The following is a 25,203-nucleotide window of genomic DNA, read 5'->3' as shown; positions in this document are numbered from 1 at the left end:
AAATGAGCCTGTTACTCAAGGATCAGATCGTGATCGTTTCAGGCGCTGGGCGCGGTCTTGGCGCCGCCATCGCGACGGCCTTTGCCCGGGAGGGAGCAAAAGTTGCCATCAACTATCGCGCAAGCCGCGAGCGGGCAGAAGCGCTCTCAGCGGGCCTCGGCGGTCATGCGAAAACCTTCCAGGCCGATATCCGCGATCTCGGAGAAACGAAGCGGCTTGTCGCGGAGGTGACCGAGCATTTTGGCGCACCCACGACCGTCGTCCACAACGCGCTTGCCGATTTCAGTTTCAATGGCGATGCGCGCTCGAAATTGGACACCCTGAGCTGGGCCGAGATGGCGATACAGCTGGAAACCGCACTGCAAGGCGCCTTGAACCTGATACAAGCGGCGCGCCCGGCGATGGCGCAGGCAGGCTTTGGGCGAATCGTGACGATTGGCACCAACCTCTTCAAGAACCCGGTGGTGCCCTATCACGATTATACCGCCGCCAAGGCGGCGTTGCTGTCATTGACTCGCACGGCCGCATCCGAACTCGGTCCGCTTGGGATCACCGTCAACATGGTCTCCGGCGGTCTTTTGCGCACGACGGATGCGAGCAGCGCCACGCCGGAAGCCGTTTTCGACATCATTGCCGCGAATACGCCGCTGCGCCGCGTCACCACGCCCGAAGAGGTTGCCGATGCGGTTCTTTTCTTTGCAAGCCCCTGGGCACGGGCCGTTACAGGACAGAACCTGATCGTCGATGGCGGTCTCGTCTTCGGATAGCGGCTCGAGAACAAAAAAGGCGCTGCCCGGAGAGGCAGCGCCAATTAAGCTTTCGCAGCCGATTAGGACTGTCTGTTCATGCCCAGCCCATGGTCAGCACGCCAAAGAGGATGACGGCGCCGAGCACAATACGATAGATGACGAAAGGCCAGGTCGAGAAACGCTCCAGGAAGCGCATCAGTCCCCAGATGGTAATGAAGGACGATATGCTGCCGACGATCAGGCCGACGAGCAAAACCGACCAGGCTTCCATCGGAATATGCGCCTTATGGAGCTCATACAGTTCCTTCAAGCCGGCGAGCGCAATGGCAGGCAAGCCGAGCAAGAAGGAGAATCGGGCGGCTTCCTCGCGCTTCAATCCGAGGAAGAGCGCGCCGGTCAGCGTCGAACCCGAGCGCGAGACACCGGGGATAAGAGCACCGACCTGCGTGATGCCGACAAAAAGGGCATCAATCAGCGTCATCTGCTCGATGTCTTTCCGATGGCGGCTATAGAGTTCCGCAATCGCCAGCAGCAAGCCCATGACCAGGCAGGCGATGCCGATCACCCAGAGGCTGCGCAACGACGTGCCGCAGGCATTCAGGGAGGACGACAGTAGCAGGCCGGCGATCACGATCGGTACAGTCGCGATCACGATGGCGATCGCAAGGCGGATGGAAGGGGAGCTCCAGTCCCTTTGCCTGACGGCATCGAGCGAGCCGAAGGTGACGTAGCGAACGTCGCTCCAGAAATAGGAAATGATCGCGGCTAGGGCGGCAAGCTGCATCGTAGCCGAGAAGGCGGAACCTGGGTCCTGCCAGCCGAGCAAGGCCGGCACCAGGCGCATATGGGCCGTGGACGAAACCGGCAGCAGCTCCGTCAATCCCTGCACGACGCCTAGAATTGCGATCTTGGCATAGCCCAGGGCGACAAAGCCCGTGTCCACGCCTTGCGTACAAACATCAGCCACGTTTTGATATCCTCAGTTGTTCATGGGGGCTTGCACCGGAGTGGTGCGACGAACTAGCTGTGAAACTGGTTCCCAGTTTGAAATCGGCAACACCTGGTGAAGGTGTCGCCGATTTCGCATCGGGACAGGGCGAGGATATAGCCGCGCAGGCTGAACTCTATCTGAAATTGCCGGCTCGAATTTCGGAGTTTGGCGTATTTCTAGCCTTCGTCATCGGGCAACGCCTGCATGTAGCGGATCATGGTGTAGAAGCCGGCGAGAAGGACCAGGGCGCCTGTCGCATGATGCAGATCGTGCAGCATCGTGTGGTGATGCCTGAGCAGAAGGCAGCTCAGATTGTAGAGGGTTATGGCCACCGCCGTCATGAGAGCGGCCAGGAAAAGCGCCATGTTTCGCTGAAAGAAATCAATCATCACGCACACCTCGTTTGAGTGCCAACAGATTCCGTAAGGATTGGGGAGGAATTACGACAAAGGCGGTGGGTATTGTGCCGTCGCAGGGCGAATACTAAGGGGTTCACTTCGTATAGAGCGCGCGTGATCTTTCCAGATGCTTGAGCATTGCCTGCTCGGCGCCATCGGCATCGTTTTCAGCCAGGCGTGCAAGGATTTCCTCATGTTCGACCAGCGTGAACTTTTCCTTGCCCGTCCAGATCAGCATGTCGGTGTGATAGGCTTTCAGCCATGCGAGCATCGCTTCGCTGACAGCGGCGAAGATCGGATTACCGGAAATCTGCGCAATGCGCGTGTGGAACTGCATATCGGCAGAAATGAAGTCCTCGGCATGACCGAGGGATGCGCGCTGCCGCTCGATGATCTCATTGAGATCGGCGACATCCTTCTTGCTCGCGCGCTGGGCTGCTTCGCGTGCCATGCCGCGCTCGAAGAAGATGCGCGCGCTCTTCAGCTGCTCAAGGGAGTCGGAGGATTGCGACAACATGATCTTTGCGGTGAGGTCGACCTGCCGGAAGATCGACTTCGCCGTCAACTGAAGCACTTTGGCGCGTTCGCCGTGGGAAATGTTGACCAGCCCCATATTGGCAAGTGCCTGCATGGCTTCGCGGATCGCCGGACGCCCGACACCGAAGCGCTCCATGAGAACGCGCTCGGACGGCATCTCGTCCCCGGGCTTGAGCTCTCCCGACGTGATCAACCGTTCCAGTCGGTCGAATACTTCATCGGATAGTTTTCGACGTACAATTTGTTCGACTGAGTGGCTCATGGAATCCCGCTTTCCCAAAGCTTTTCCTCCCTTATGCATTTTTGGCCGCCAGGGCGGAAGCCCATACGAGTCGCGTTATCGGCAACCGGACAAAAAAAATCGTTGCAGAAGTTGGAATACTCATTATACCAGATCACCAGTTTGCGCCACGCGAAAAATCGTCGGCGAGAGGAGCATTCATCCACTCATGACCATCACCATCACCTACCGTATCGAAACGCCGGGCAGCATCGAGGCGATGGCTCGCAAGATCGCCAGCGATCAGTCGACAGGCACCTTCGTCGCTGTGCCGGGCGAGACGGAAGAGCTCAAGGCGCGCGTGGCCGCGCGTGTCGTCGCGATCCGCCCCCTTGCCGACGCGGAGCGTCCGACCTGGACCGAGGTGGCTGAAGGCCATGGCCCGATCCGTCGCGCCGATGTCGACATCGCCTTCCCTTTGGATGCGATCGGCACCGATCTTGCGGCGCTGATGACGATCGCGATCGCCGGCGTCTTCTCGATCAAGGGCATGACCGGCATCCGCATCGTCGACATGAAGCTGCCGGAGGCCTTCCGCGATGCACATCCCGGCCCGCAATTCGGCGTTGCCGGCAGCTTGCGCCTGACCGGCGTCAGCGGCCGCCCGATCATCGGCACGATCGTCAAGCCGGCGCTCGGCCTTCGGCCAAAGGAAACGGCGGCACTGGTCGGCGAGCTGATCGGCTCGGGCGTCGATTTCATCAAGGACGACGAGAAGCTCATGAGCCCAGCCTATTCGCCGCTGAAAGAGCGCGTCGAAGCCATCATGCCGTTGATCCTCGATCACGAGCAGAAGACGGGCAAGAAGGTCATGTATGCCTTCGGCATTTCGCATGCCGACCCCGATGAGATGATGCGCAACCACGATCTCGTGCTGAAGGCCGGCGGCAATTGCGCTGTTGTCAACATCAACTCCATCGGCTTCGGCGGCATGAGCTTCCTGCGCAAGCGCTCCGGGCTGGTGCTGCATGCGCATCGCAATGGCTGGGATATCCTGACCCGCCATCCCGGCGCCGGCATGGATTTCAAGGTATATCAGCAGTTCTGGCGCTTGCTCGGCGTCGATCAGTTCCAGATCAACGGCATCAGGGTCAAATACTGGGAACCGGACGACAGCTTCGTCGAATCCTTCAAGGCGATCCGAACGCCGCTTTTCGACCCATCCGACTGTCCGCTTCCTGTTGCCGGTTCCGGTCAATGGGGCGGCCAGGCGCCGGAAACCTACCAGCGCACCGGCCGGACGACGGACCTCCTCTATCTCTGCGGCGGCGGCATCGTCAGCCATCCCTTCGGACCAGCTGCGGGCGTTCGCGCCATCCAGCAGGCCTGGCAGGCGGCGGTTTCGGACATCCCGCTTGAACAATATGCCAAGGATCATCCCGAGCTTGCCGCTTCGATCGCAAAATTCAGTGACGGCAAGGACGCCTGACAGCGATGTCCAATCTTCTTCTCAGCTATTACGGCGATGATTTTACCGGCTCCACCGACGTCATGGAGGCGCTTGCCTCGAACGGCGTGCCGACGGCTCTCTTCCTCGGCGTTCCGAGCAAAGCCATGCTGGAGCGGTTCAAGGATTGCCGCGCCATCGGCATTGCCGGCACCAGCCGCAGCGAAACGCCGCAATGGATGGACGAGCATCTGACGCCTGTCTTGACATGGCTGAAGAGCCTCGATGCCGCCATATGCCACTACAAGGTCTGCTCAACCTTTGATTCCAGTCCGAAGGTCGGCAACATCGGCAGGGCGATCGAGATCGGCAAAGCACTCTTTGCACAATCCGTCGTGCCGGTCGTGGTCGGTGCGCCGCAGCTGAAACGCTACACCGCTTTCGGTCATCTTTTTGCGGCCTATCAGGGCCAGGTCTTCCGCATCGACCGCCATCCTGTCATGAGCCGGCATCCCGTTACGCCAATGGATGAGGCCGATCTCACCTTGCATCTGAGCAAGCAGACGCCCCTCCCCGTCAGCGTCGTGGACCTCGCCACGATCCGAACAGCCGATGCCGACGCGCGGATCGATGCGCTGACGGGAGGCAAGGAGGGTATCCTACTGCTAGACGTCGATAGTGCGGAAACCCAGGCTGCCGCCGGTCACCAGCTATGGCGTCTCGCAAGCAAGGGCGACGCCTTCGTCGCAGGTTCATCCGGTGTCGAATATGCCCTTCTCGATGCCTGGCGCAACGAAGGTCTGATCGAAGAGAAGCCGGAGTTCGCTCCTCCCGGCAAGGTCGATCGCCTCGCGGTCGTTTCCGGCAGCGTATCGCCGACCACCGAACGGCAAATTCGCCGTGCCGTAGCCGATGGTTTTGACGGCCTCGATCTCGCCCCCCTTGAGCTTGTCGGCGAAAATGCCGGACCTGCCGTGGAAAAAGCCGTCAATGCCGGCATCGACAGCCTCAAGGCCGGCCGCAGCGTCATTCTTCATACGGCGCTCGGCCCATCCGCCGACCGCGGCGGCGATATCGACCGCATTCCTGGTGCCCGGCATCGTCTCGGCCAAGCCCTCGGCACGATCCTGCGACGGTTGATCGAGCAGGAAAATCTCGGTCGCGCTGTCATCGCCGGCGGTGACACATCGAGCCACGCGCTCAAGGAATTGCGGGTCGAGGCGCTGACGACACTTCTCCCATTACCGCAAACGCCGGGATCACCGCTTTGCACCGCCCATGGCAGCTACGCGCCCACCAATGGCCTGCAGATCGCGCTGAAAGGCGGACAGGTGGGCACCGACGATTACTTCGCGCAGATCCGCGACGGCAGGGGATCCTAGCCTCGCCATTTTCCGTTATGCCATTGGCATGCTCATTGACTCATCATACCACTTACGATACCACATTCTGAAAGTGAACGAGGTACTAACATGACTGCAATTGCTCTTTTCGGCGCCGGCGGCAAAATGGGCTACCGGCTCGCCAAGAACCTGAAAGGCTCGCGCTTCGATGTGCGCCATGTCGAGGTCAGCGATGCCGGCAAGGCCCGCCTGAAGAATGACCTTTCCATCGATTGCGTCCCCGTCGATACCGCGCTGGATGGCGCAGAGGTCGTGATCCTTGCAGTGCCGGATACCGCGATCGGCAAGGTTGCCGCCGTCATCGTCGACAAACTGAAGCCCGGCACGATGGTTGTTGCTCTCGACGCCGCCGCACCCTTTGCGGGCCATCTGCCGAACCGCAACGATCTTACCTATTTCGTCACCCATCCCTGCCATCCGCCGATCTTCAACGACGAGACCGACATGCAGGCCAAAAAGGACCATTTCGGTGGCCTCTTTGCCAAGCAGCATATCGTTTCGGCGCTAATGCAGGGTCCGGAAAGTGCCTATGCTCTCGGCGAGGAAATCGCCAAGGTCATCTGGGCGCCCGTCATGCGCTCGCATCGCGTCACCGTCGAGCAGATGGCGATGCTGGAGCCGGGTCTTTCCGAAACGGTTTGCGCCTCGCTGCTCGTCGTCATGCGTCAGGCCATGGATGAATGCGTCGCCCGCGGCGTTCCGGCGGAAGCTGCCCGCGACTTCCTGCTCGGCCATATGAACGTACTCGGCGCCGTCATCTTCAAGGAAGTCGACGGTGTGTTCTCCGATGCCTGCAACAAGGCGATCGAATTCGGCATTCCTGCCCTGATGCGCGACGACTGGAAAAAGGTTTTCGAGCCACAGGAGATCGCAGAAAGCATCCGTCGCATCACCTGATCGACACCCCGGGAGGGCAGTGCCCTCCCCTTGCCGCCCTGCCGGGAACAGGGCTTGTTTCATAACTGGGAGGAGACCATGAAACTGACACGCAGACTGACACTTGCAGCCTTTACCGCTGCACTGGCTCTGGGCACGGCAATGCCGGCTTTCGCAGCCGATCTGATCGCCATCATCACGCCGGCCTTCGACAATCCATTCTTCAAGGCAGAGGCCGTCGGCGCCGAAGCCAAGGCAAAAGAGCTGGGTTACGAGACGCTCGTCATGACGCATGACGACGATGCCAACAAGCAATCGGAAGTCATCGACACCGCGATCGGACGTGGCGCCAAAGCCATCATCCTCGACAATGCCGGCGCGGACGCAACCGTCGCTGCCCTGAAGAAGGCCAAGGATGCGGGCATCCCTTCCTTCCTCATCGACCGCGAAATCAACGTCACCGGCATTGCCGTCGCCCAGATCGTTTCCAACAACTACCAGGGCGCCCAGCTCGGCGCGCAGGAATTCGTCAAGCTGATGGGCGAGAAGGGCAATTATGCCGAACTCGTCGGCCGCGAAGCCGATACCAATGCCGGCATCCGCTCGCAGGGCTACCACGACGTCATCGACGACTATCCGGACCTGAAGCTGGTCGCCAAGCAGTCGGCGAACTGGAGCCAGACTGAGGCCTATGCCAAGATGGAAACCATCCTGCAGGCAAATCCCGATATCAAGGGCGTGATTTCGGGCAACGACACCATGGCGATGGGTGCGATTGCCGCACTGCAGGCCGCCGGCCGCAAGGACGTGATCGTCGTCGGCTTCGATGGCTCCAACGATGTCCGCGACTCCATCAAGGCGGGCGGCATCAAGGCGACGGTCATGCAGCCGGCTTACGCCCAGGCCCAGAAGGCGGTCGAACAAGCCGACGCCTATATCAATAACAAGACGGCGCCGAAGGATGAGAAGCAATTGATGGATTGCGTCCTCATCAACGCCGACAACGCCGACAAGCTTGAGACCTTCGCACTGAAGAACTGATGCCACTAGGTTGGAGAGCGCGAGAAACTCGCGCTCTCCCGATGTCTTTCCTGCGAGATCGAGGTGCATTGCATGTTGAGGACCAGAGGCGCGCTCGTGGCCCTTGTTTTGGCCGCGGCATTGCCCGGCTGCAAGATTATCAAGACGCCGACGCCCGAGGAGAAGGCGGCAGCAGCGGCAAAGAGTGCCTTCGACCCCGCAACCAAGGTGGAGGCGATCTGGCAATCGCAGGTAGTGCCCGGCATTGATAAACGCGCGGGCGACCTCAAGACGGTGTTGCAGGCGATAGCAACGAATCCCGATGATGCCGGCGCGAAATACGGAAACCCGCGAAAACAGGCTTCATCGCCCTGGACTTACGCCGTCAAGCTGAGCGGCAAGATCGTGGCTGCCGATACCGCCTCTCGCGCCGGAAGCCTCGATGTCGATGTGGATGGCGACGGCAAGGCGGATGCGAAGGTGCAGATCGGCACGGCGATCCGCGGCACGGCGCTGCGCGACGCGCTGGATTTCCTGGACTTCAACGAATTCAGGAACCAGATCGAATGGGCTCAATTCGGCAAGGCCTTCAATGAGAAAGCAAACTCATCCTTTCTGGCAGCTCTGCCTCGCGATGGGATGATCGGAAAGACGGCTACCGTAACGGGTGCGTTTCCGCTGCCCCCTTCCGGTCAGCTGCCTTTGATCACCCCTTCGGCCCTGACATTGGGGCAATGACCATGAGCGAAACCCCAAGCAACGACATCATTCTGCGCCTGGAGGACGTTTCCAAGGTCTATTCCGGCATCGTTGCCGTCAAGCACGCCAACCTCGAGCTGCACCGCGGGGCGGTCAACGTGCTCGTCGGCGAAAACGGCGCCGGCAAATCTACCCTGATGAAGATCATCGCCGGTGTCGAACGGCCGACCTCGGGCCGCATCCTGCTCGAGGGTGAGGAAGTCTCCTTCAGCAGCCCGGCCGACGCGCAGGCTCGCGGAATCGGCATGATCTTCCAGGAGCTCAATCTTTTCGCCAACATGACGGTGGCCGAGAACATCTTTGCCACACGTGAAATCACCCGCGGCATTTTCGGTATCGATCACAAGGCGCAAATCACAAAGGCCAATGTGTTTCTGGACCGGCTCGATGCCGGCATAGGCGCCGAAACCATGGTGGAGGATCTACCGATCGGGCAACAGCAACTTGTCGAGATCGCCAAGGCCATCTCGCTTGACGCCCGCATCCTGATCATGGACGAGCCGACATCGGCGCTATCTGCGGCGGAAGTCGATATTCTCTTCAAGGTCATCGCAGAGCTGAAGGCTCAAGGCGTGGCGATCGTCTATATTTCGCACCGGCTGGAGGAGCTGATGCGGATCGGTGATTACATCACCGTGCTGCGCGACGGGCAGATCACCGGCCAGGCCATGGTTCGCGATATCGATACGAAATGGATCGTCCGGTCGATGATCGGATCGGATGCCAAGGATTTCGCCAGGGACGGAGGCCATGCGATCGGCAAGGAAGCCTTCCGTGCCGAGGAGATCAGCCTGCCGCGACGCACCGGCGGCCTTGCCGTCGATCATGTCTCTTTGTCGGTGCGCGCCGGCGAAATCCTCGGCATCTACGGCCTGATGGGTGCCGGGCGCAGCGAATTCTTCGAATGCGTGATGGGCCGGCATATGCATTCGACCGGGCGGATCTATATTGATGGCGTGGAGGTTCGCGCCCGCGACACCACCCGGCGCATCCGGCACGGCCTCGCCTTGATCCCCGAGGACCGTCAGCGCGAAGGACTGGTGCAGGTCCTGTCCATCGCCAGCAATTTGACGCTTGCGAGCCTCGGCCGTTTCGCCCGGCTGTTTTTTCATATCGATCCGGGTGCCGAAAAGGACGCCATTCGCGACATGATCCGCGATCTCTCCATCAAGGCGCCCAATCCTGATTTCGAGGTCACCTCCATGTCCGGCGGTAACCAGCAGAAGGTCGTCATCGGCAAGGCGCTTATGACGGATCCCAAGGTGCTTTTGATGGATGAACCGAGCCGCGGCATCGATGTCGGCGCCAAGGCGGATGTCTTCCGCACCATGCGCAAGCTCGCCGGCAAGGGCCTGGCAATCTTGTTTTCAACCTCCGACCTTGAAGAGGTCATGGCACTTTCAGACCGCATCGCTGTGCTCAGCAACGGCAAGCTCGTGACCGTTCTCGACCGAAGCGAAGCGACGGAAGAGGCCATCATCGCGGCATCCGCCAAGGGACACGGACATACAGGGAAACTCGCGTCATGACCGCAGATACGTCCTCCGCCTTTGCGACCAATCGCTCGAACGGTTCCGTTCTCCTGACGCTGATGAAGCTCAGGACCTTCATCGCGCTGTTTGCCGTCGTCATCTTCTTTGCGATCTTCGCCCCGAACTTCACCTCGACCGCCAACATCATCCTGATGTCGAAGCACGTCGCGCTCAACGCCTTTCTCGCCATGGGCATGACCTTCGTGATCGTCACCGGCGGCATCGACCTTTCGGTCGGTTCGATCGTCGGCCTTTGCGGCATGGTCGCCGGCGCCCTCATCCTCAATGGCGTCGAACTGCCGATCGGCTATACCGTCTACTTCAATATCTATGAGATCATTCTCATCACGCTGGCTGTGGGTCTGCTGATCGGGCTCATCAACGGCCTGCTCATCACCAAGCTCAACGTCGCGCCCTTCATCGCCACGCTCGGAACCCTCTATATCGCCCGCGGCCTCGCACTCCTGTCTTCGGACGGTCAGACCTTCCCGAATCTCGTGGGCCGGCCGGAATATGATACGACGGGCTTCGACGTCTTTGGTGCGGGCCGTATGCTTGGTCTGCCCGTTTCCATCTGGATCCTGATCGTGCTGGCGCTACTTGCCGCCTATGTCGCCCGCTCGACGCCGATCGGCCGGCATATCTTCGCCGTCGGCGGAAACGAGCGCGCGGCGCGCATGTCCGGCATCCGCGTCGATGTGGTCAAGATCTTCGTCTACATGTTCTCAGGCCTCTGCGCCGCTATAGTCGGCATCGTCATATCGTCGGAGCTGATGGCGGCGCATCCGGCAACCGGCGAGAGCTTCGAGCTGAACGCCATTGCAGCAGCCGTGCTCGGCGGCACCTCGATGTCTGGCGGGCGCGGTACCATAGGCGGGACGATCATCGGCGCCTTCGTCATCGGCATTCTTTCGGACGGGCTCGTGATGATGGGCGTCTCATCCTTCTGGCAGATGGTGATCAAGGGATGTGTCATCATCATCGCTGTCGTCGTAGATCAGGCGCAACGGCGCCTCCAGCAGCGCGTAACTCTCATGCAAATGGCAAAGGCAGGCTGAAATGGCAGAACTCAAGGGCGCATTGATCGGTTGCGGCTTCTTCGCGATCAATCAGATGCACGCGTGGCAAGACGTTGAAGGTGCCAGCATCGTTGCGATCTGCGACCGCGACCCGGAGCGGCTGAAGCTCGTCGGCGACCAGTTCGGCATCGAGCGTCGCTACACGGATGCGGCCGCCATGTTCGCCGATGGTGGCTTTGATTTCGTCGATATCGCAACGACGGTGGCAAGCCATCGCGCCTTGGTGGAGATGGCCGCCTCCCACAAGATCCCGGCGATCTGCCAGAAGCCTTTCGCAAAGACGCTGAGCGACGCCAAGGCCATGGTCGAGGCCTGTGCGCAGGCCGGCGTGCCGCTGATGGTGCATGAAAATTTCCGCTGGCAGACGCCCATTCAGGCCGTCAAGCATGCCCTCCAGTCCGGCGCGATCGGCGAGCCCTTCTGGGGACGTTTCTCCTTCCGCTCCGGCTACGACGTGTTTTCCGGCCAGCCCTATCTGGCAGAAGGCGAACGTTTCATCATCGAGGATCTCGGCATTCATACACTCGACATCGCCCGCTTCATCCTCGGCGACGTTTCTTCACTGACGGCCCGCACCAAACGGGTCAATCCGAAGATCAAGGGCGAGGATGTCGCCACCATCCTGCTCGACCATGAGAGCGGCGCGACCTCGATAGTCGACGTCAGCTACGCCTCCAAACTCGCGACTGAGCCCTTTCCGGAGACGCTGATCGAACTCGACGGCACGAAGGGTAGTATTCGCCTCTCGCAAGGCTATCACCTCGAGGTCAACGGCCCCGATGGCGTGAGCATCACGGATGCGTCGCCGCGGCTTCTGCCTTGGGCCTCGCGCCCTTGGCACAACATCCAGGAGAGCGTTCTGGCGATCCAGCAGCATTGGACCGACCGCCTTGCCGACGGAGGCGAAACCTCGACGTCGGGCGCTGACAATCTCAAGACCCTGGCGCTTGTCGAGGCCGCTTATGAGAGTGCAGCGAGCCGGCGCTCCGTCGATGTCGGGGCCATGTTGCAATGACGACCGAGAACGACCCATTTGAGCTCTATGGCACAGGTGAGAGAGAAACGTCGCCCGTGCGGTTGACGGCGGGCAGACTGACCGCCGACTTCAAGGACGGCAATCTGCGGTCGATTTGCTATGACGGCATCGAGGTCCTACGGGCCGTTTCCTATCTGGTTCGCGATCGTGATTGGGGCACCTATGCACCCGTCATCGAGGACTTGCAGATCGATCAAGGCGACAATGCCTTCTTCGTCAGCTATCTCGCACGCTGTTCAGGTCCTGAAAATACCGAGCTTGCAATCAATGTACAGATCCGTGCCGAAGGGGGCGAAGGGCTGACTTTCGAGGCCGAAGCGCTTTCGGCCACCGGCTTCGAAACCAACCGCTGCGGCTTCTGCATCCTGCACCCGATCATGGGTCTAGCCGGCACGCCGGTATCGGTCGAGCATGTCGATGGCAGCCGAGAGAGCACGCATTTCCCTGATCTTATCGAACCCTGGCAGCCCTTCAAGGATATGCGGGCGATTACGCATGGCGTGATGGCGAACGTAACAGCCGAGTGCCGCATGGAAGGCGACACCTTTGAAATGGAAGACCAGCGCAACTGGTCCGATGCTTCGTACAAGACCTATGTTCGCCCGCTTGCCCTACCCTGGCCTTATCGAATTCCGGCTGGCGAGCCTATGCGGCAACGTATCATTCTGACCATCGGGGATATGCGCCGCCTGCCTCCTGCCTCCACCTACGGTTCGGAAGAGAGGTCCGCAGTCCGGCTGAATGCGGGAATAAGGTCTGGAATCATGCCGTCTATCGGCCTTGTCGTTACGCCCGAGGAGGCGAATGCGACGCTGGCTGAGCGCGAGTGCTTGGCTGAGATTGCCCCGCAAGAACTGCTGTTTCACTTCGATCCCGATGCCGGCCATGGCGCTGACGCCTTCAAACGCTTCGCAGCCGTCGCCGCACTCCATACCGGCAAATCGACGCTGGAAATCGCATTGCCCTGCCGCCAGGCACCTCTTGCTGAGGCGCGGCAAATAGCAGACTGGATGCGAGCGGGCAGCTTCAAGCCCGATGCAATCATGATCTCGCCTTCCGTCGATCGGCAATCGACGCCGCCGGGCAGCAAATGGCCGGAATGCCCGCCTCTCGAGGAAGTTTACGCTGCCGCGCATGCCGCCTTTCCCGATGTGCGTATCGGCGGCGGCATGCTAAGCTATTTTACCGAACTCAATCGCAAACGAGTTCCCGCCGGCACTCTCGATTTCATTACACATTGCACCAATCCCATCGTGCATGCAGCCGACGATCTCAGCGTCATGCAGACACTGGAAGCACTGCCATTCATCACGCGCTCGGTGCGCGCCATCTATGGCGACAAGCCTTACCGCATCGGTCCCTCGACCATACCGATGCGACAGAACCCCTATGGCAGCCGGACGATGGACAATCCCCACGGCGGTCGTATCGCCATGGCCAACACCGATCCGCGGCACAATGCCCGCTTTGGGGAAGCCTTTGCATGGGGTTACGCTGCCCGTGTTCTCGATGCCGCATTGGAATGCCTGACGCTTTCGGCGCTGACGGGGTCCTTCGGGCTGATCGCCGGAGAGAACGAACCGTCGGCGGCGGGCGCTAAACGACCGTTATTCAATACCATTGCGACACTGTCACGCCTCGCCGGCCAGCAATGGCAAGAGTGCCTGTCGTCCGATCCGAGCGCCGTGCTCAGCTTCATCACGGTACAATCCGACGGAGCGCGGTCGCTCCATCTGGTCAATATCACACCCATTCCGCAACTGGTGGAGCGGGGGGAGTTTCGGCTTAAGGAACAGACCGAAAGCAACAGGCTCATGCTTGACGCCTACAGCACTCTTTCGGCTGACTTGATGGATTGACCTTCAATCGTAGACGCGCATGTTAGTCCCAACAATCGCAATGATTTGGAGGACTGCGTGAAGACGAAGAAGCTGATCAACGACGGCGCGGCCGCCGTGGATGAAATGCTAGCTGGGATCTTAGCGGCTCATCCGCGCCATCTCCGCGCCGTTGAAGGATCGCCCCGCTCGATCGTGGCAAATCATGGGCCGCGAGCCGGCAAAGTCGGCCTGGTGATCGGGGGCGGGTCCGGGCATGAGCCGACATTTCTCGGCTTTGTCGGCAAGGGGCTGGCGGATGCCGCCGCTATCGGTAATGTTTTCGCCTCGCCGCCGCCCGATCCGATCATCGAATGCGCCAAGGCCGTCGATGGCGGTGCCGGCGTGTTGTTCATGTATGGCAACTATGCCGGCGACGTCATGAATTTCGACATGGCGGTAGAGATGCTGGCCATGGACGATATCGAGGTGCGTACCGTGCTGACGACCGACGATATAGCCTCGGCGCCGGTCGATCAGAAGGAGCGGCGCCGTGGAGTTGCCGGCAACGTTTTCATCTTCAAGGCCGCTGGTGCCGCCTGCGATCTGATGTACGGTTTCGACGATGTGGAACGGGTGGCACATTGGGCGAATGAACGCACCTATACGATGGGTGTGGCGCTTTCGCCCTGCTCGCTGCCACAGACCCGCAAGCCGAATTTCGAGATCGGCGCGGACGAGATGGAAATCGGCATGGGCATCCATGGCGAGCCCGGCGTCGCCCGCGGGCCGATGCGATCGGCAGACGAGGTGACAAGCGAACTCGTCGGCAAAATTCTCGATGAAATGAAGCCAGCGTCGGGTGACCGCGTCGCAGTGCTCGTCAATTCGCTTGGCTCGACGCCGCTGATGGAACTCTACATCATGATGCGCAAGGTCAAGTCGATGCTCGACCACGCAGGCATCGTCATTCACCTGTCGCTGGTCGGCAATTATTGCACGTCGCTCGAAATGGCCGGTGCCTCGATCACCCTCATGCATCTGGACGACGAGCTGCAGCGGCTGATCGACCATCCCTGCGATTGCGCCATGTTCCGCTCCGGCGAGGCGCTGTCATGACGACGATTACAACGGAAGACCTGAAGTCGCTTTTCGTGCGGATTGCTGATGCGATGGCCCGCGAGAAGGACCGTCTCTGCGAATTGGACGGCGTCATTGGCGATGCGGATCATGGCATCGCCATGGAGCTCGGCTTTACCGCTGCCGCAAAGGCCGCTTCGGAGCTGGATTCATCGACATCCGATCCGACGTTGGTCTTCAACACGGCAGCGAAGTCCTTCCTCAACGCCGTTGGCGCCTCATCCGGACCGCTCTATGCGACGGCCCTGATGCGTGCGGGGGCTTTCGCCAAGGGGAAGGCCTTGCTCAACGACGACGATATGGTGGAGATATTTTCGGCTTTCGCCAAGGGCATTCAGGATCGGGGCAAGGCGGAGGTCGGTGAAAAGACCATGGTCGATGCCTGGGCGCCTGCCGCCAAGGCCTGCCGCGCTGCCCGGGATCGAGGGCTTTCGCTTGACGATTGTTTCGCCGCCGCTTTCAAAGCCGGTGAAGCGGGTGCAGAAGCCACCAAAAGCATGATCGCCGCAAAAGGCCGGTCGTCGCGCCTCGGCGATCGAGCCTTGGGACACATGGATCCCGGCGCGGCGTCGGCCGTCGTCATCATGGCCTGCTTTCACGATCACTTCATATGATCCTGCTGATAAGCTCATCATACCAGTTGACATGTTGACAACGATTTGTCAAAACCGCCCTCAGCTTTGCTCAGAGGAGGAATGGGAGATGGCTGGCAACTTCAAATATGCGCGTTGGTTCGGCGCTGCTGCGATGGCAGCGGCGGCGTTTTCGGCAACCAATGCTGCCGCGGAAGACCTGACGCTGTGGACGCTGAACTTCGACAATGGCGCGGCAAACGGCGCGCTGAAGAAGGTGGCGAAAGACTTCGAGGCCGCCAATCCCGGCACCCATATCGAAATCGTCCAGCGCGGCGTCGATGAGCACAAGACCGCCCTTCGCGTGGCCGCGGGCTCCAGCAAAGGCCCGGATATCTATTTCAGCTGGGCCGGACTTGGCCTCGGCGGCGAATATGTGAAGGCCGGCCTCTCGCTGCCGCTCGACAAATATTACACTCAGTACAAGTGGAACGACGAACTGCTTCCGTCTGCCGCCGCTTTTGCGGATCTTTATCCAGGCGGCAAGCACGGCGTTCCCTTCACCTTCAAGGGCGAAGCGATCTACTACAACAAGAAGCTCTTCCAGAAGGCGGGCATCACCGGGGAGCCGAAAACCTATGAAGAGCTGCTGGCCGCAGCCGACAAGCTCAAGGCCTCCGGCATTCCGGCCTTCACCTTCGGCGGCTCGGTCAACTGGCACGTCATGCGCCTGATGGACGTGCTGCTGGAAACCAAGTGCGGCGCCGACAAGCATGACGCCCTGATGGCCATGAAGACCGACTGGACCAAGGAACCCTGCGCGACCGACGCCTTCACCGAATTCGCTAAGTGGACCAAGGACTACACGCTGAAACCTTTCATGGGCATCAGCAACCAGCAGTCCTATACGCTGTTCGTCGCCGGCCGCGCCGCGATGATGCTCGAAGGCGACTGGCTAGTCAGCCAGCTCACCGGCAGCAAGGTAAACCTCGACGATTACGGCATCGTGCCGTTCCCGACGAACACCGATCGCCTCTATGGCTTTGCCGAGTACAACTACGTCAGCACCAAGAGCAAGAGCCCGGATCTTGCCGCAAAATTCCTCGACTATTTCCTCTCGACCAAGGTGCAGCAGGATCTCGTCGGCCAGATCAGCTCGATCTCGGTCAACAAGAATGTCCAGTACACCGACCAGAAGCCTCTCGAGGCGAAATGGCTTGAGATCTTCAAGACCTACAGCAAGGTCTACATGAATGGCGACCAGGCATTTCCCCTGGACGTGACGACCGAATATTTCCGGGTGATCAACGACGTCGCCTCCGGCAATATTCAGCCGGCCGATGCCGCCAAGCAGCTGCAGACCTTCATTTCCGGCCGCACCTGATCGACTGAGGGAGGCTGCCGCGCCGATCGTCATCGCGGCGAACGGCCTCCTTCACTCTTATGCCCACGCGCCAGCTGCCGCCGGGAGCAAGCAGAATGTCATTCCACAATCGTACTCATGATCCCCGCGTCCAGGCAGCAATCCTGCTTGCCCCGGCCATGCTGATCTATGTGATTTTCGCGCTCTATCCGATGCTGAACGTGGTGGTGCTGAGCTTCCAGAAATGGAACGGCCTCGATCCGCAGCGCCCCTTCGTCGGCGTGGCGAACTATCAATATATCTTCACGCAGGATCCCGTCTTCTGGGTCGCCTTCCGCAACACCGTAATCTGGACGATCATGTGCGTGATCTTTCCGCCCATGGTCGGGCTGCTGCTGGCGCTGAGCCTCAATCAGAAACTCTTTGCCCGCAATACCTTCCGCGCCATCTTCTATCTGCCCGTCATCATCGCCCCGATCGCGGTCGCAACCATGTGGAAGTGGATGTACGATCCCTTCTTCGGTCTCTTCACCGAAATCCTGACTTCCATGGGCCTGCAGGACTGGATCCAGGACTGGCTCGGCGACAAGGATATCGCGCTCTATTCCGTCTTCATCGCCTATCTCTGGCAATCCGTCGGCTTCTCCATGGTCCTGTTTCTCGCCGGCCTGCAAAATGTCTCGCAGACGCTGGTGGAAGCCGCCCGCATCGACGGCGCCGGGCGTTGGAACATCTTTCGTTACGTGACTCTGCCCGCGCTGCGCACGACGCTGACCATCGTGCTGGTGCTGTCGGTCATTTCCTCACTGAAGGCCTTCGACATCGTCTACGGCCTGACCGGCGGGGGGCCTGCGCAATCCACGCAGATGCTGGCGCTCTGGGCCTTCACGCAGGCCATGCAGATCTTCGATTTCGGCCGTGGCGCTGCAATCTCGGTCGTCCTGCTGCTCATCACCATCGTCGTCGTCATTCCCTACCTGCGCTGGACGCAGAAGCATGAGGAGGCCGAGCAATGACGGCAGCATCGGCCACATCCACGTCGGACGACTTCGAAACGATTGCACCGGCAAAGCGCAAGCGCGACCCTGTTCTGATCGGCCTATGGATCGCGCTTCTCATCGTCGCTGCGATCTGGCTTGCGCCATTCATCTTCATCGTCTTCACCTCTTTGAAGACGCAAGCCGACGTGACATCGACCGGCGCCTTCATGCCGCCGCTCGATCCGGCCTTCGAGAATTATTCAAGCGCCTGGGGCCGCGGCAATTTCGCCAATGCCTTCCTGAACAGCGCCATCATCACCGTGATCAAGGTGCCGCTCGGGCTCATCCTCTCGGCGATGGCGGCCTATGCGCTTGCCAAGATCAGGTTGAGGTTCAGCAAGCTGCTGCTGCTCCTCGTCGTTTTCGGCACGATGATCCCCTTTCAGGTCATGCTGGCGCCACTGTTTACGCTGGTCAATTCGCTCGGACTGATCGATACCTATCCCGGCGTGATCCTGCCTTACATCGCCTTTGGCGTGCCCTACCAGGTGTTCATTCTGCACGGCTTCTTCAAAGGCATTCCGAAGGAGCTGTCGGAAGCAGCCCTGATCGACGGCGCAAGCCATTTCACCATCTTCCGCCGGATATTCCTGCCCGTCTGCCTGCCGGTGCTCGCCGCACTGCTGATCCTGGATTTCGTTTCCACATGGAATGAGTTCGCTATGGCGCTCGTGCTGCTGCAGGATCAGCACATGTGGACGCTGCCGCTGGGGCTCATGTCCTTCCAGGGCCAGTTTTCCAATGATTACGGGCAGTTGAACGCGGCGATCGTCATGACCGTGCTGCCGGCCACCATCGTCTATCTGATCTTCCAGCGCTACTTCGTTTCCGGTCTCACCTCCGGCGCGGTCAAGGGCTGAGCGGTCGGACCATCCATACATCTTCCGAGGAGAATATCATGTCCAACGCGTCCGTCGAAAAATGGGGAGTCTTCGAAGCGGCCTTCAACGGTCCTTCGAGCGGCAATCCCTATCTCGATGTGGCATTCGATGCCGTCTTCAGCCAGAACAGCCGCGAGATCCGCGTGCCCGGCTTCTACGATGGCGACGGCGTCTATCGCGTTCGCTTCATGCCGGACAATGAAGGCGATTGGTCGTTTCGCACGCGCTCGAAGACATCGGAACTGGACGGCAAGACCGGTTCTTTCGTCGCGACCAAGCCATCCGAGGGCAACCACGGCCCCGTGCATGTCCATAACAAGTTCCACTTCGCCTATGCCGACGGCAAGCCGTTCCTGTCGTTCGGCACGACCTGCTATGCCTGGACGCATCAGCCGCTCGAGATGCAGGCGCAGACGCTCGAGACGTTGAAGAAATCGCGCTTCAACAAGATCCGCATGGGCGTCTTCCCCAAGGACTATCCCTATAACGTCAACGAGCCGCTCTACGCCTGCTTCGCAAAGGGTACGGACGGCAAGGAAGACTTCAATCGGCCGAACCCTGTTTCCTTTCGCCATTTCGAAAGCCAGGTCGCAGCTCTTTGCGAGCTCGGCATCGAGGCCGATATCATCATGTTTCACCCCTACGACCGCTGGGGTTACGCCGATATGTCGGCCGAGCAGGATTTCCGCTACGTCGCCTATCTCGCGGCGCGCCTTGCCGCCTATCGCAATGTCTGGTGGGCACTTGCCAACGAGTACGACTTCCTTCTCGACACTAAGCCGCTGCAGCAGTGGGACCGCTATTTCCACATTCTCGAAGAGAACGATCCCTACGGCCATCTAAAGTCGATCCACAATGGCGAGCCGACGATGAACTTCGATCATCGCAAGCCGTGGGTGACCCATACCTGCATCCAGAACTGGGATGTGAAGCGCACGCAGGAATGGCGCGAGGCCTATGGCAAGCCTGTTGTCAACGACGAGCCGGAATATGAAGGCAACATTATCCAGTCCTGGGGCAATCTGACGGCGCAGGAACTGGTACATCGCTTCTGGATTACGGTGACGCGCGGCGGCTATGCCGGCCACGGCGAAACCTATTCGCATCCAGAGGATCTGATCTGGTGGGCAAAGGGCGGCGAACTGCGCGGCGAAGCCTGGAAGCGCATCGGCTTCCTGCGCGACCTGCTGGAGCAGGATGTCGTCAACGGCCTTGAACCGATGTCCTCTTATGGCGAATGGCCATGGACGCGCGTTTCCGGCGCGCGAGACGGTGATGTCAGCTACATCTATCTCGGCGAGCACCAGCCGGTCATCTGGTCCACCGGTCTGCCGAAAGACGGAACCGACTATGACGTCGACATCATCGACACATGGGAGATGACGATCACGCCTGCCAAGAAGGTGGAAGCGCCGGTCCCGCATCCGACGCGTCATGGCGCCATCGTGCGCGGCGGCAAGGCGGATGCCGCCTTCGGCGTGGAACTGCCGGGCAAGCCATACCAGGCGTTGCGCATCCGCAAGAAGCATTGATCCAAGGGAAGAATGTCATGTCCGGATTGACCATCAAGAACGTCAGGAAGTCCTACGGCGCGGTAAACATCATCCATGGCGTCGATGTCGAGATCTCGGACGGCGAATTCGTCATTCTCGTCGGCCCTTCGGGTTGCGGCAAGTCAACACTGCTGCGGATGATTGCAGGGCTGGAAGACATCACCGGCGGTGAGATTTCCATCGCCGGACGGGTCGTCAACGATCTGCCACCGAAAGATCGCGACATTGCCATGGTGTTCCAGAACTACGCGCTCTATCCGCAAATGACGGTAGCGCAGAATATGGGCTTTGCGCTGCAGCTTGCCGGCGCGAAGCGCACCGAAATCGATCAGAAGGTCGGCGAAGCCGCCAAGATCTTGGGCTTGCAGCCATTATTGGATCGCAAGCCCGCTCAGCTTTCCGGCGGCCAGCGCCAGCGCGTCGCCATGGGCCGCGCCATCGTGCGCGACCCCAAGGTCTTCCTCTTCGATGAACCGCTTTCCAATCTCGATGCCAAGCTGCGCGTCAAGATGCGCGCCGAAATCAAGGCGCTGCATCAGCGCCTGAAGACGACGATCGTTTACGTGACCCACGATCAGATCGAGGCCATGACCATGGCCGACAAGATCGTCGTGCTGCAGGGCGGAAAGGTCGAACAGGTCGGCTCGCCGCTCGAGCTTTACGACCGCCCGAGAAATGTCTTTGTCGCGGGCTTCCTCGGCTCTCCGGCTATGAATTTTCTCGAAGGCAAGCTTACCGGCGGTGCCTCGCCGGAATTGGTACTGCCAACCGGCACACGCATCCAACTCGCCAGCGCTCCGGCTCAATCGGAGGGTCGAGAGGTTGTTCTCGGCATACGTCCGGAAGATATTTCCTTCGCATCGGAGGCCGGCGTTACCGCAACCGTGACCGTCGTCGAACCCACCGGCTCGGAAACGCATGTGGCGCTTGACCTCGAAGGCAAGGAATTGACCTGGGTGATGAGAGAGCGAGCCGAACTCGTGCCGGGCCAGACAATTCAGATTTCGCTCAAGACGCCGAACCTGCACTTCTTCGACAAGGCCAGCCAGCAACGACTATAGAAGACGGCTCTGCTGACTTAAATCACTCAGCTGCGCGCCTTTGGGTACCATTCATGACCGAGAAAACGCGCTTGACGAAAGCCTCGCCGTCGAAGTGCCGCGCAGCTCCCTCGGTTACGTGATCGGGGCGATCGAATATGAAGGTCTCGATGTTGACGACCGGCAAGTTCAGCCGCCTCCGCACGTCCCCAATCATTGCGGTATGCGTCACCACCAGGTGACAGCCGGTTGGATCGAACTGTTCCTGAAGACCGGTCGTCGGCATCGCTGCGACCGTCAATCCCTGTTGCGACAGAAGCGAACTGATGCGCGAGGCAATTTGCTGATTATCCAGACAGATCAGCACATCGGTCTGCGAAGGGGACGGCGCATGGTTAGCCAGCATCAAACAACCTCTCGTTCACTCAGATGCCCAAATATAATGATTCGGCGGGTAACGGGGTGTTATAAGTTGTTACATTTTGTTTCAAAATTAAGGCGGCGCTGACAGCCTACGTCGTGGCAGTCGCAGAACTTCATTTATCACTTAAGATTTCTATTATATCGCATTGATTTAAATAGAATTTATGATGAAATCCGGCAGAGGCTAATGGTCGCCGGCTCACAGAAGCGAGCAATAACGCAACGCGTCGTAAATCGCTGCGTGGATATTACGGCTCGCGATCGCGTCACCGATACGGATCAAATCGAAGGAACCAGTTTCGTTCTTGACCGGCAGCGGCGATCGACGTGCGATCAATGCAGGATAATCGACCGCACCAAGATTGCGCGATGAGGCCTTTAGCTCAAGATAGAGCTCATCATTCGCGACGGTGCCGTGTTCGACGACCACCTGGGACACCCGCCGCTCCCATTGCGTCTCCTCCGAGAAATCGGATCCGAGGACTGCGACCAGCGCATTGCCATCGCGCCGCACTGATTTGAGCCTCGTATTGATCGTGACACGGACATTCTTCTCGGCGAAGGTCTTGGCATAGGGCACATGGTTCATGCCGCCCATCTCGGGCGCAAAAAAACGTTCCGGCGAGACGAGTTCCAGTTCGGCACCGCCATTGGCAATGACTTCGGCCGCCGACATGCCCGGATGTCCGCCATTATCGTCGTAAAGTAGCACCTGGCCCTCGGCCTTAACGGCACCGGCTAGAATGTCCCAGGAGGAGGTGACGAGGCTGTCGCCGCTCTCCAACTCGGGAGATTGCGCGATGCCACCCGTCGCCACGATGACGAGATCAGGCTCGAACGCCATAACATCGTCAGCTCCCGCGTAGACGTCGTAGTGGATCGTGACGCCCAACCGCTCCAGCTCCGCCAGCCGCCAGTCGATGATGCCGATCATCTCCTTGCGGCGCGGGTTGCGGGTAAGCAGATTCACCTGTCCGCCGGCCTTGCTGCTCGCCTCCAACACGTCGACCTTATGGCCGCGCTCGGCCAGCACGCGCGCGGCCTCAAGGCCCGCAGGCCCGGCACCGATGACGACAGCCTTGCGCGACGCCGCTGCACGCTCGATCCGATGCGGCATCTCGGCCTCGCGGCCGGTTGCCGCATTATGAATACAGAGCGCCTCGCCGCCCTCGTAGATGCGGTCGAGACAGTAGGTTGCGCCGACGCAGGGACGGATATTGGCCTCCTGCCCGGACATTACCTTGTTGACGATATGCGGGTCGGCGATATGGGCGCGCGTCATGCCGACCATATCGAGCTTGCCTTCCGCGATTGCATGACGCGCCGTCGCGACATCGCCGATGCGGGCGGCGTGGAAGACTGGGAACTTCGTCGCCGCCCTCACCTCGCCGGCAAAATCGAGATGCGGTGCCGAGGCCATGCCCTGGATCGGAATGACATTGTTGAGCGCCGCGTCGCTATCGATGTGGCCGCGAATGATATTGAGGAAATCGATGTTCCCCGACGCAACCAGCCGCCTGGCGATCTCGACGCCTTCCTCCCGCGAAAGCCCCTTTTCCCAATCCTCGTCAGCGACCATGCGCATGCCGACGATGAAATGCGGGCCGACCGCCTTGCGGATGGCCTCTGTCATCATCATCGAAAACCGCATGCGGTTTTCAAGCGAACCGCCGAATTCGTCGTCACGCCGGTTCGTTGCCGGTGACCAGAAGCCGTCGGTCAGATGGCCATAGGCCTCGATCTCGATACCGTCCAGGCCGGCGGCCTGCATGCGTTGCGCCGCCGCGGCAAAGTCTCCAATGATGCGCTCGATATCCCAATCTTCCGCCGTCTTCGGAAAGGCGCGATGCGCCGGCTCGCGGATCGGCGATGGCGCCAGTACCGGCAGCCAATCGCCCTTGTTCCAGCCGGTGCGACGGCCGAGATGGGTCAACTGGATCATGACAGCAGCCCCGAACTCGTGACAGTCGTCGGCAAGCTTCTTCAGCCAGGGCACAATCTCATCGCGATAGGCATGCAGATTGCCGAAGGCCGGCGGCGAATCCGCCGACACGATCGCCGAGCCCGCCGTCATCGTCAGCGCGATGCCTCCCTTTGCCTTCTCACGATGATAGAGCCTGTAGCGATCCGTCGGCATGCCGCCTTCCGAATAGGCCGGCTCATGCGCCGTCGACATGATGCGGTTCTTCAGTGTCAGGTGCTTGAGCTGATAGGGCTGGAGCAAGGGATCGTTGGAGGTCATGTCGCTTTCATCGCTTTTATGAAGTCGAGGCTCGAACCGTTATCTTTGCCGAGACAAGAAGTTATGGCTATAGCCGATTGACGGGAGTCCGACGGCGGCGGCTATGCCGGAGGTCGATGGCCGTGTGCCAGACGATCGTTGCGAAGATGATCGCCCCCCCGATAAAGGTGGCAACCGGCGGCATCTCCGAGAAGAAGAGCCAGACCCAGAAGGGCGTCAGCACGATCTCCATCGAGCTGATAAGCGCAGCGTCGGCAGCCGGCATTTTTCTCGAACCGAACAGGAAGAGGACAAAAGCGAGCGCGAAATTCGTCGCCCCGAAAGCGGCAAGCAGAAGCCAGTTGTGAACATCCACCGAGCTTGTCGAGGCAAAGGGCACGAAGACGACGAATGTCAAAAGCCCGCTGACGACACTCGACGGCAGGATCGGAATGCTCGTATCCATGCGTGGGATGACGATGATGAGGGCGAAGGTGACTGTCATGCCGAGCGCCAGCAGATCGCCGATGCCCGTGCCGCCGCCGATCGATGAGGCAACGATGACCGCCACGCCGACGAGGCAGATGCCGCCAGCGATCAAGGTCCGATTCGCGACCCGCTCCTTCAGCATGGCCCAGCTGAGAAACGCGGCGATGAACGGCGCGGTCGCGTAGATCATGGTCACATTGGCGACCGTCGTCATATAGAGCGCGCCGATGAAGCAGGCCTGGCTGATGGTCTGGCAGACCAGCATCGCCAGCCCGGCGGGATGAAAGATCGATGCCCATTGCCGCCGCGAAAACCCGCCCTCGAGGAAAAAGCTGGGTATCAGCAGAAACAAGCCGCCGAACAGCGAACGCCAGGCGATCGCCGTCCATATATCCGTGGTCAACAGGCGGGCATAGATGCCGCTGCAGCTCCACGCAAGCATTGCCGTTGCCACGAGTATAACGCCCCTCTCATATTCGCTGGCAAAAGCGGAGCGGGTTGGAAGCTGGAATGTCATGTACGGACTCGAGGAACGAAGCAGAAGGAACACCCTTGTGTGCGCCGATATTTGACATCAGGCAAACGAATAGTAGAGATAGTAGCTATCAGAAATATTT

General features: G+C 60.0%; 23 protein-coding genes. 17 read left to right on the top strand and 6 right to left on the bottom strand.

Annotated features, from left to right (window positions below; all coding sequences use genetic code 11):
• Positions 1 to 2: 2 nt before the first annotated feature.
• On the top strand, positions 3 to 767 hold the full coding sequence (locus tag PH562_RS06295; protein WP_285172077.1) for a 3-oxoacyl-ACP reductase: 765 nt from the start codon (positions 3 to 5) through the stop codon (positions 765 to 767).
• 76 nt (positions 768 to 843) lie between these two features.
• Here PH562_RS06295 and PH562_RS06290 read toward each other — a convergent pair whose 3' ends face one another.
• The 3 genes from PH562_RS06290 to PH562_RS06280 form a co-directional block, all read right to left on the bottom strand.
• Positions 844 to 1,716 carry an undecaprenyl-diphosphate phosphatase gene (locus PH562_RS06290; RefSeq protein WP_285172076.1) on the bottom strand — a complete coding sequence of 291 codons (873 nt, stop codon included), beginning with the start codon at positions 1,714 to 1,716 and terminating at the stop codon, positions 844 to 846.
• A gap of 200 nt (positions 1,717 to 1,916) precedes the next feature.
• Positions 1,917 to 2,129, bottom strand: a complete 213-nt coding sequence (locus PH562_RS06285; protein ID WP_285172075.1) for a hypothetical protein — start codon at positions 2,127 to 2,129, stop codon at positions 1,917 to 1,919.
• 103 nt (positions 2,130 to 2,232) lie between these two features.
• The gene (locus PH562_RS06280; RefSeq protein ID WP_285172074.1) at positions 2,233 to 2,937 is read right to left on the bottom strand and encodes a transcriptional regulator NanR; all 705 of its coding nucleotides are present in this window, start codon (positions 2,935 to 2,937) and stop codon (positions 2,233 to 2,235) included.
• Positions 2,938 to 3,124: 187 nt separating this feature from the next.
• On the opposite strand from PH562_RS06280, the gene oiaX reads away from it, so the two are divergent.
• The 16 genes from oiaX to PH562_RS06200 all read left to right on the top strand — a co-directional run bounded on the left by oiaX (position 3,125) and on the right by PH562_RS06200 (position 21,474).
• The gene (gene oiaX / locus PH562_RS06275) at positions 3,125 to 4,384 is read left to right on the top strand and encodes a 3-oxo-isoapionate-4-phosphate decarboxylase OiaX (RefSeq protein WP_285172073.1); all 1,260 of its coding nucleotides are present in this window, start codon (positions 3,125 to 3,127) and stop codon (positions 4,382 to 4,384) included.
• A 5-nt stretch (positions 4,385 to 4,389) separates the two neighbouring features.
• The gene (locus PH562_RS06270) at positions 4,390 to 5,724 is read left to right on the top strand and encodes a four-carbon acid sugar kinase family protein (RefSeq protein ID WP_285172072.1); all 1,335 of its coding nucleotides are present in this window, start codon (positions 4,390 to 4,392) and stop codon (positions 5,722 to 5,724) included.
• A 90-nt stretch (positions 5,725 to 5,814) separates the two neighbouring features.
• Complete coding sequence (locus PH562_RS06265) at positions 5,815 to 6,642, top strand: phosphogluconate dehydrogenase C-terminal domain-containing protein (RefSeq protein WP_285172071.1); 828 nt, start codon at positions 5,815 to 5,817, stop codon at positions 6,640 to 6,642.
• Positions 6,643 to 6,720: 78 nt separating this feature from the next.
• Positions 6,721 to 7,662, top strand: a complete 942-nt coding sequence (locus PH562_RS06260; protein ID WP_285172070.1) for a D-ribose ABC transporter substrate-binding protein — start codon at positions 6,721 to 6,723, stop codon at positions 7,660 to 7,662.
• Between the two features lie 72 nt (positions 7,663 to 7,734).
• On the top strand, positions 7,735 to 8,379 hold the full coding sequence (locus tag PH562_RS06255) for a DUF2291 family protein (RefSeq protein ID WP_285172069.1): 645 nt from the start codon (positions 7,735 to 7,737) through the stop codon (positions 8,377 to 8,379).
• Positions 8,376 to 9,929, top strand: coding sequence for a sugar ABC transporter ATP-binding protein (locus PH562_RS06250; RefSeq protein ID WP_285172068.1), 1,554 nt, complete (start codon positions 8,376 to 8,378; stop codon positions 9,927 to 9,929). The genes PH562_RS06255 and PH562_RS06250 overlap by 4 nt, the downstream gene beginning before the upstream one ends.
• Positions 9,926 to 10,990 (top strand): ABC transporter permease, encoded by a 1,065-nt coding sequence (locus PH562_RS06245; protein WP_113231190.1) that lies wholly within the window; start codon positions 9,926 to 9,928, stop codon positions 10,988 to 10,990. Before PH562_RS06250 ends, PH562_RS06245 begins: the two co-directional genes overlap by 4 nt.
• Before the next feature lies 1 nt (position 10,991).
• On the top strand, positions 10,992 to 12,026 hold the full coding sequence (locus PH562_RS06240; RefSeq protein WP_285172067.1) for a Gfo/Idh/MocA family protein: 1,035 nt from the start codon (positions 10,992 to 10,994) through the stop codon (positions 12,024 to 12,026).
• A complete protein-coding gene (gene apnL, locus PH562_RS06235) occupies positions 12,023 to 13,906 on the top strand; it encodes a D-apionate lactonase (RefSeq protein WP_285172066.1) in 1,884 nt (627 codons plus the stop codon). Before PH562_RS06240 ends, apnL begins: the two co-directional genes overlap by 4 nt.
• 57 nt (positions 13,907 to 13,963) lie before the next feature.
• Positions 13,964 to 14,983: a dihydroxyacetone kinase subunit DhaK gene (locus tag PH562_RS06230; protein WP_285172065.1), complete on the top strand. Its 1,020-nt coding sequence runs from the start codon at positions 13,964 to 13,966 to the stop codon at positions 14,981 to 14,983.
• Positions 14,980 to 15,618: a dihydroxyacetone kinase subunit DhaL gene (gene dhaL, locus PH562_RS06225; RefSeq protein ID WP_285172064.1), complete on the top strand. Its 639-nt coding sequence runs from the start codon at positions 14,980 to 14,982 to the stop codon at positions 15,616 to 15,618. Before PH562_RS06230 ends, dhaL begins: the two co-directional genes overlap by 4 nt.
• A gap of 88 nt (positions 15,619 to 15,706) precedes the next feature.
• Entirely contained in the window at positions 15,707 to 16,960 is a 1,254-nt protein-coding gene (locus PH562_RS06220; protein ID WP_285172063.1) for an ABC transporter substrate-binding protein, read from the top strand.
• Positions 16,961 to 17,055: 95 nt separating this feature from the next.
• Positions 17,056 to 17,955, top strand: a complete 900-nt coding sequence (locus PH562_RS06215; RefSeq protein WP_285172062.1) for a carbohydrate ABC transporter permease — start codon at positions 17,056 to 17,058, stop codon at positions 17,953 to 17,955.
• Positions 17,952 to 18,839: a carbohydrate ABC transporter permease gene (locus PH562_RS06210; RefSeq protein WP_285172061.1), complete on the top strand. Its 888-nt coding sequence runs from the start codon at positions 17,952 to 17,954 to the stop codon at positions 18,837 to 18,839. The genes PH562_RS06215 and PH562_RS06210 overlap by 4 nt, the downstream gene beginning before the upstream one ends.
• Before the next feature lie 38 nt (positions 18,840 to 18,877).
• Entirely contained in the window at positions 18,878 to 20,392 is a 1,515-nt protein-coding gene (locus PH562_RS06205; RefSeq protein WP_285172060.1) for a DUF5060 domain-containing protein, read from the top strand.
• 17 nt (positions 20,393 to 20,409) lie between these two features.
• Complete coding sequence (locus tag PH562_RS06200) at positions 20,410 to 21,474, top strand: ABC transporter ATP-binding protein (RefSeq protein WP_285172059.1); 1,065 nt, start codon at positions 20,410 to 20,412, stop codon at positions 21,472 to 21,474.
• Between the two features lie 22 nt (positions 21,475 to 21,496).
• Here the strand turns inward: PH562_RS06200 and PH562_RS06195 are convergent, their stop codons facing one another.
• From PH562_RS06195 to PH562_RS06185, 3 genes are all read right to left on the bottom strand, one after another.
• The gene (locus tag PH562_RS06195; protein ID WP_113231180.1) at positions 21,497 to 21,859 is read right to left on the bottom strand and encodes a hypothetical protein; all 363 of its coding nucleotides are present in this window, start codon (positions 21,857 to 21,859) and stop codon (positions 21,497 to 21,499) included.
• Positions 21,860 to 22,075: 216 nt separating this feature from the next.
• The gene (locus PH562_RS06190) at positions 22,076 to 24,118 is read right to left on the bottom strand and encodes an NADH:flavin oxidoreductase (protein ID WP_285172058.1); all 2,043 of its coding nucleotides are present in this window, start codon (positions 24,116 to 24,118) and stop codon (positions 22,076 to 22,078) included.
• A 67-nt stretch (positions 24,119 to 24,185) separates the two neighbouring features.
• Entirely contained in the window at positions 24,186 to 25,103 is a 918-nt protein-coding gene (locus tag PH562_RS06185; RefSeq protein WP_285172057.1) for a DMT family transporter, read from the bottom strand.
• Positions 25,104 to 25,203: the final 100 nt, after the last annotated feature.

The sequence above is a fragment of the Rhizobium centroccidentale genome (assembly GCF_030182565.1).
In the GTDB taxonomy this organism is placed as follows: domain Bacteria; phylum Pseudomonadota; class Alphaproteobacteria; order Rhizobiales; family Rhizobiaceae; genus Rhizobium.
Note: the sequence above shows the minus strand (reverse complement) of the source record. Positions and strands in the feature narration are given on the sequence as shown.

Coding starts and splice junctions, on each gene's coding strand:
- apnL (WP_285172066.1), top strand. CDS start 12,023: ATGACGACCGAGAACGACCCATTTGAGCTCTATGGCACAGGTGAGAGA.
- PH562_RS06280 (WP_285172074.1), bottom strand. CDS start 2,937: ATGAGCCACTCAGTCGAACAAATTGTACGTCGAAAACTATCCGATGAA.
- PH562_RS06220 (WP_285172063.1), top strand. CDS start 15,707: ATGGCTGGCAACTTCAAATATGCGCGTTGGTTCGGCGCTGCTGCGATG.
- PH562_RS06270 (WP_285172072.1), top strand. CDS start 4,390: ATGTCCAATCTTCTTCTCAGCTATTACGGCGATGATTTTACCGGCTCC.
- PH562_RS06250 (WP_285172068.1), top strand. CDS start 8,376: ATGACCATGAGCGAAACCCCAAGCAACGACATCATTCTGCGCCTGGAG.
- PH562_RS06200 (WP_285172059.1), top strand. CDS start 20,410: ATGTCCGGATTGACCATCAAGAACGTCAGGAAGTCCTACGGCGCGGTA.
- oiaX (WP_285172073.1), top strand. CDS start 3,125: ATGACCATCACCATCACCTACCGTATCGAAACGCCGGGCAGCATCGAG.
- PH562_RS06260 (WP_285172070.1), top strand. CDS start 6,721: ATGAAACTGACACGCAGACTGACACTTGCAGCCTTTACCGCTGCACTG.
- PH562_RS06190 (WP_285172058.1), bottom strand. CDS start 24,118: ATGACCTCCAACGATCCCTTGCTCCAGCCCTATCAGCTCAAGCACCTG.
- PH562_RS06240 (WP_285172067.1), top strand. CDS start 10,992: ATGGCAGAACTCAAGGGCGCATTGATCGGTTGCGGCTTCTTCGCGATC.
- PH562_RS06205 (WP_285172060.1), top strand. CDS start 18,878: ATGTCCAACGCGTCCGTCGAAAAATGGGGAGTCTTCGAAGCGGCCTTC.
- PH562_RS06215 (WP_285172062.1), top strand. CDS start 17,056: ATGTCATTCCACAATCGTACTCATGATCCCCGCGTCCAGGCAGCAATC.
- PH562_RS06255 (WP_285172069.1), top strand. CDS start 7,735: ATGTTGAGGACCAGAGGCGCGCTCGTGGCCCTTGTTTTGGCCGCGGCA.
- PH562_RS06185 (WP_285172057.1), bottom strand. CDS start 25,103: ATGACATTCCAGCTTCCAACCCGCTCCGCTTTTGCCAGCGAATATGAG.
- PH562_RS06295 (WP_285172077.1), top strand. CDS start 3: ATGAGCCTGTTACTCAAGGATCAGATCGTGATCGTTTCAGGCGCTGGG.
- PH562_RS06265 (WP_285172071.1), top strand. CDS start 5,815: ATGACTGCAATTGCTCTTTTCGGCGCCGGCGGCAAAATGGGCTACCGG.
- dhaL (WP_285172064.1), top strand. CDS start 14,980: ATGACGACGATTACAACGGAAGACCTGAAGTCGCTTTTCGTGCGGATT.
- PH562_RS06245 (WP_113231190.1), top strand. CDS start 9,926: ATGACCGCAGATACGTCCTCCGCCTTTGCGACCAATCGCTCGAACGGT.
- PH562_RS06210 (WP_285172061.1), top strand. CDS start 17,952: ATGACGGCAGCATCGGCCACATCCACGTCGGACGACTTCGAAACGATT.
- PH562_RS06195 (WP_113231180.1), bottom strand. CDS start 21,859: ATGCTGGCTAACCATGCGCCGTCCCCTTCGCAGACCGATGTGCTGATC.
- PH562_RS06285 (WP_285172075.1), bottom strand. CDS start 2,129: ATGATTGATTTCTTTCAGCGAAACATGGCGCTTTTCCTGGCCGCTCTC.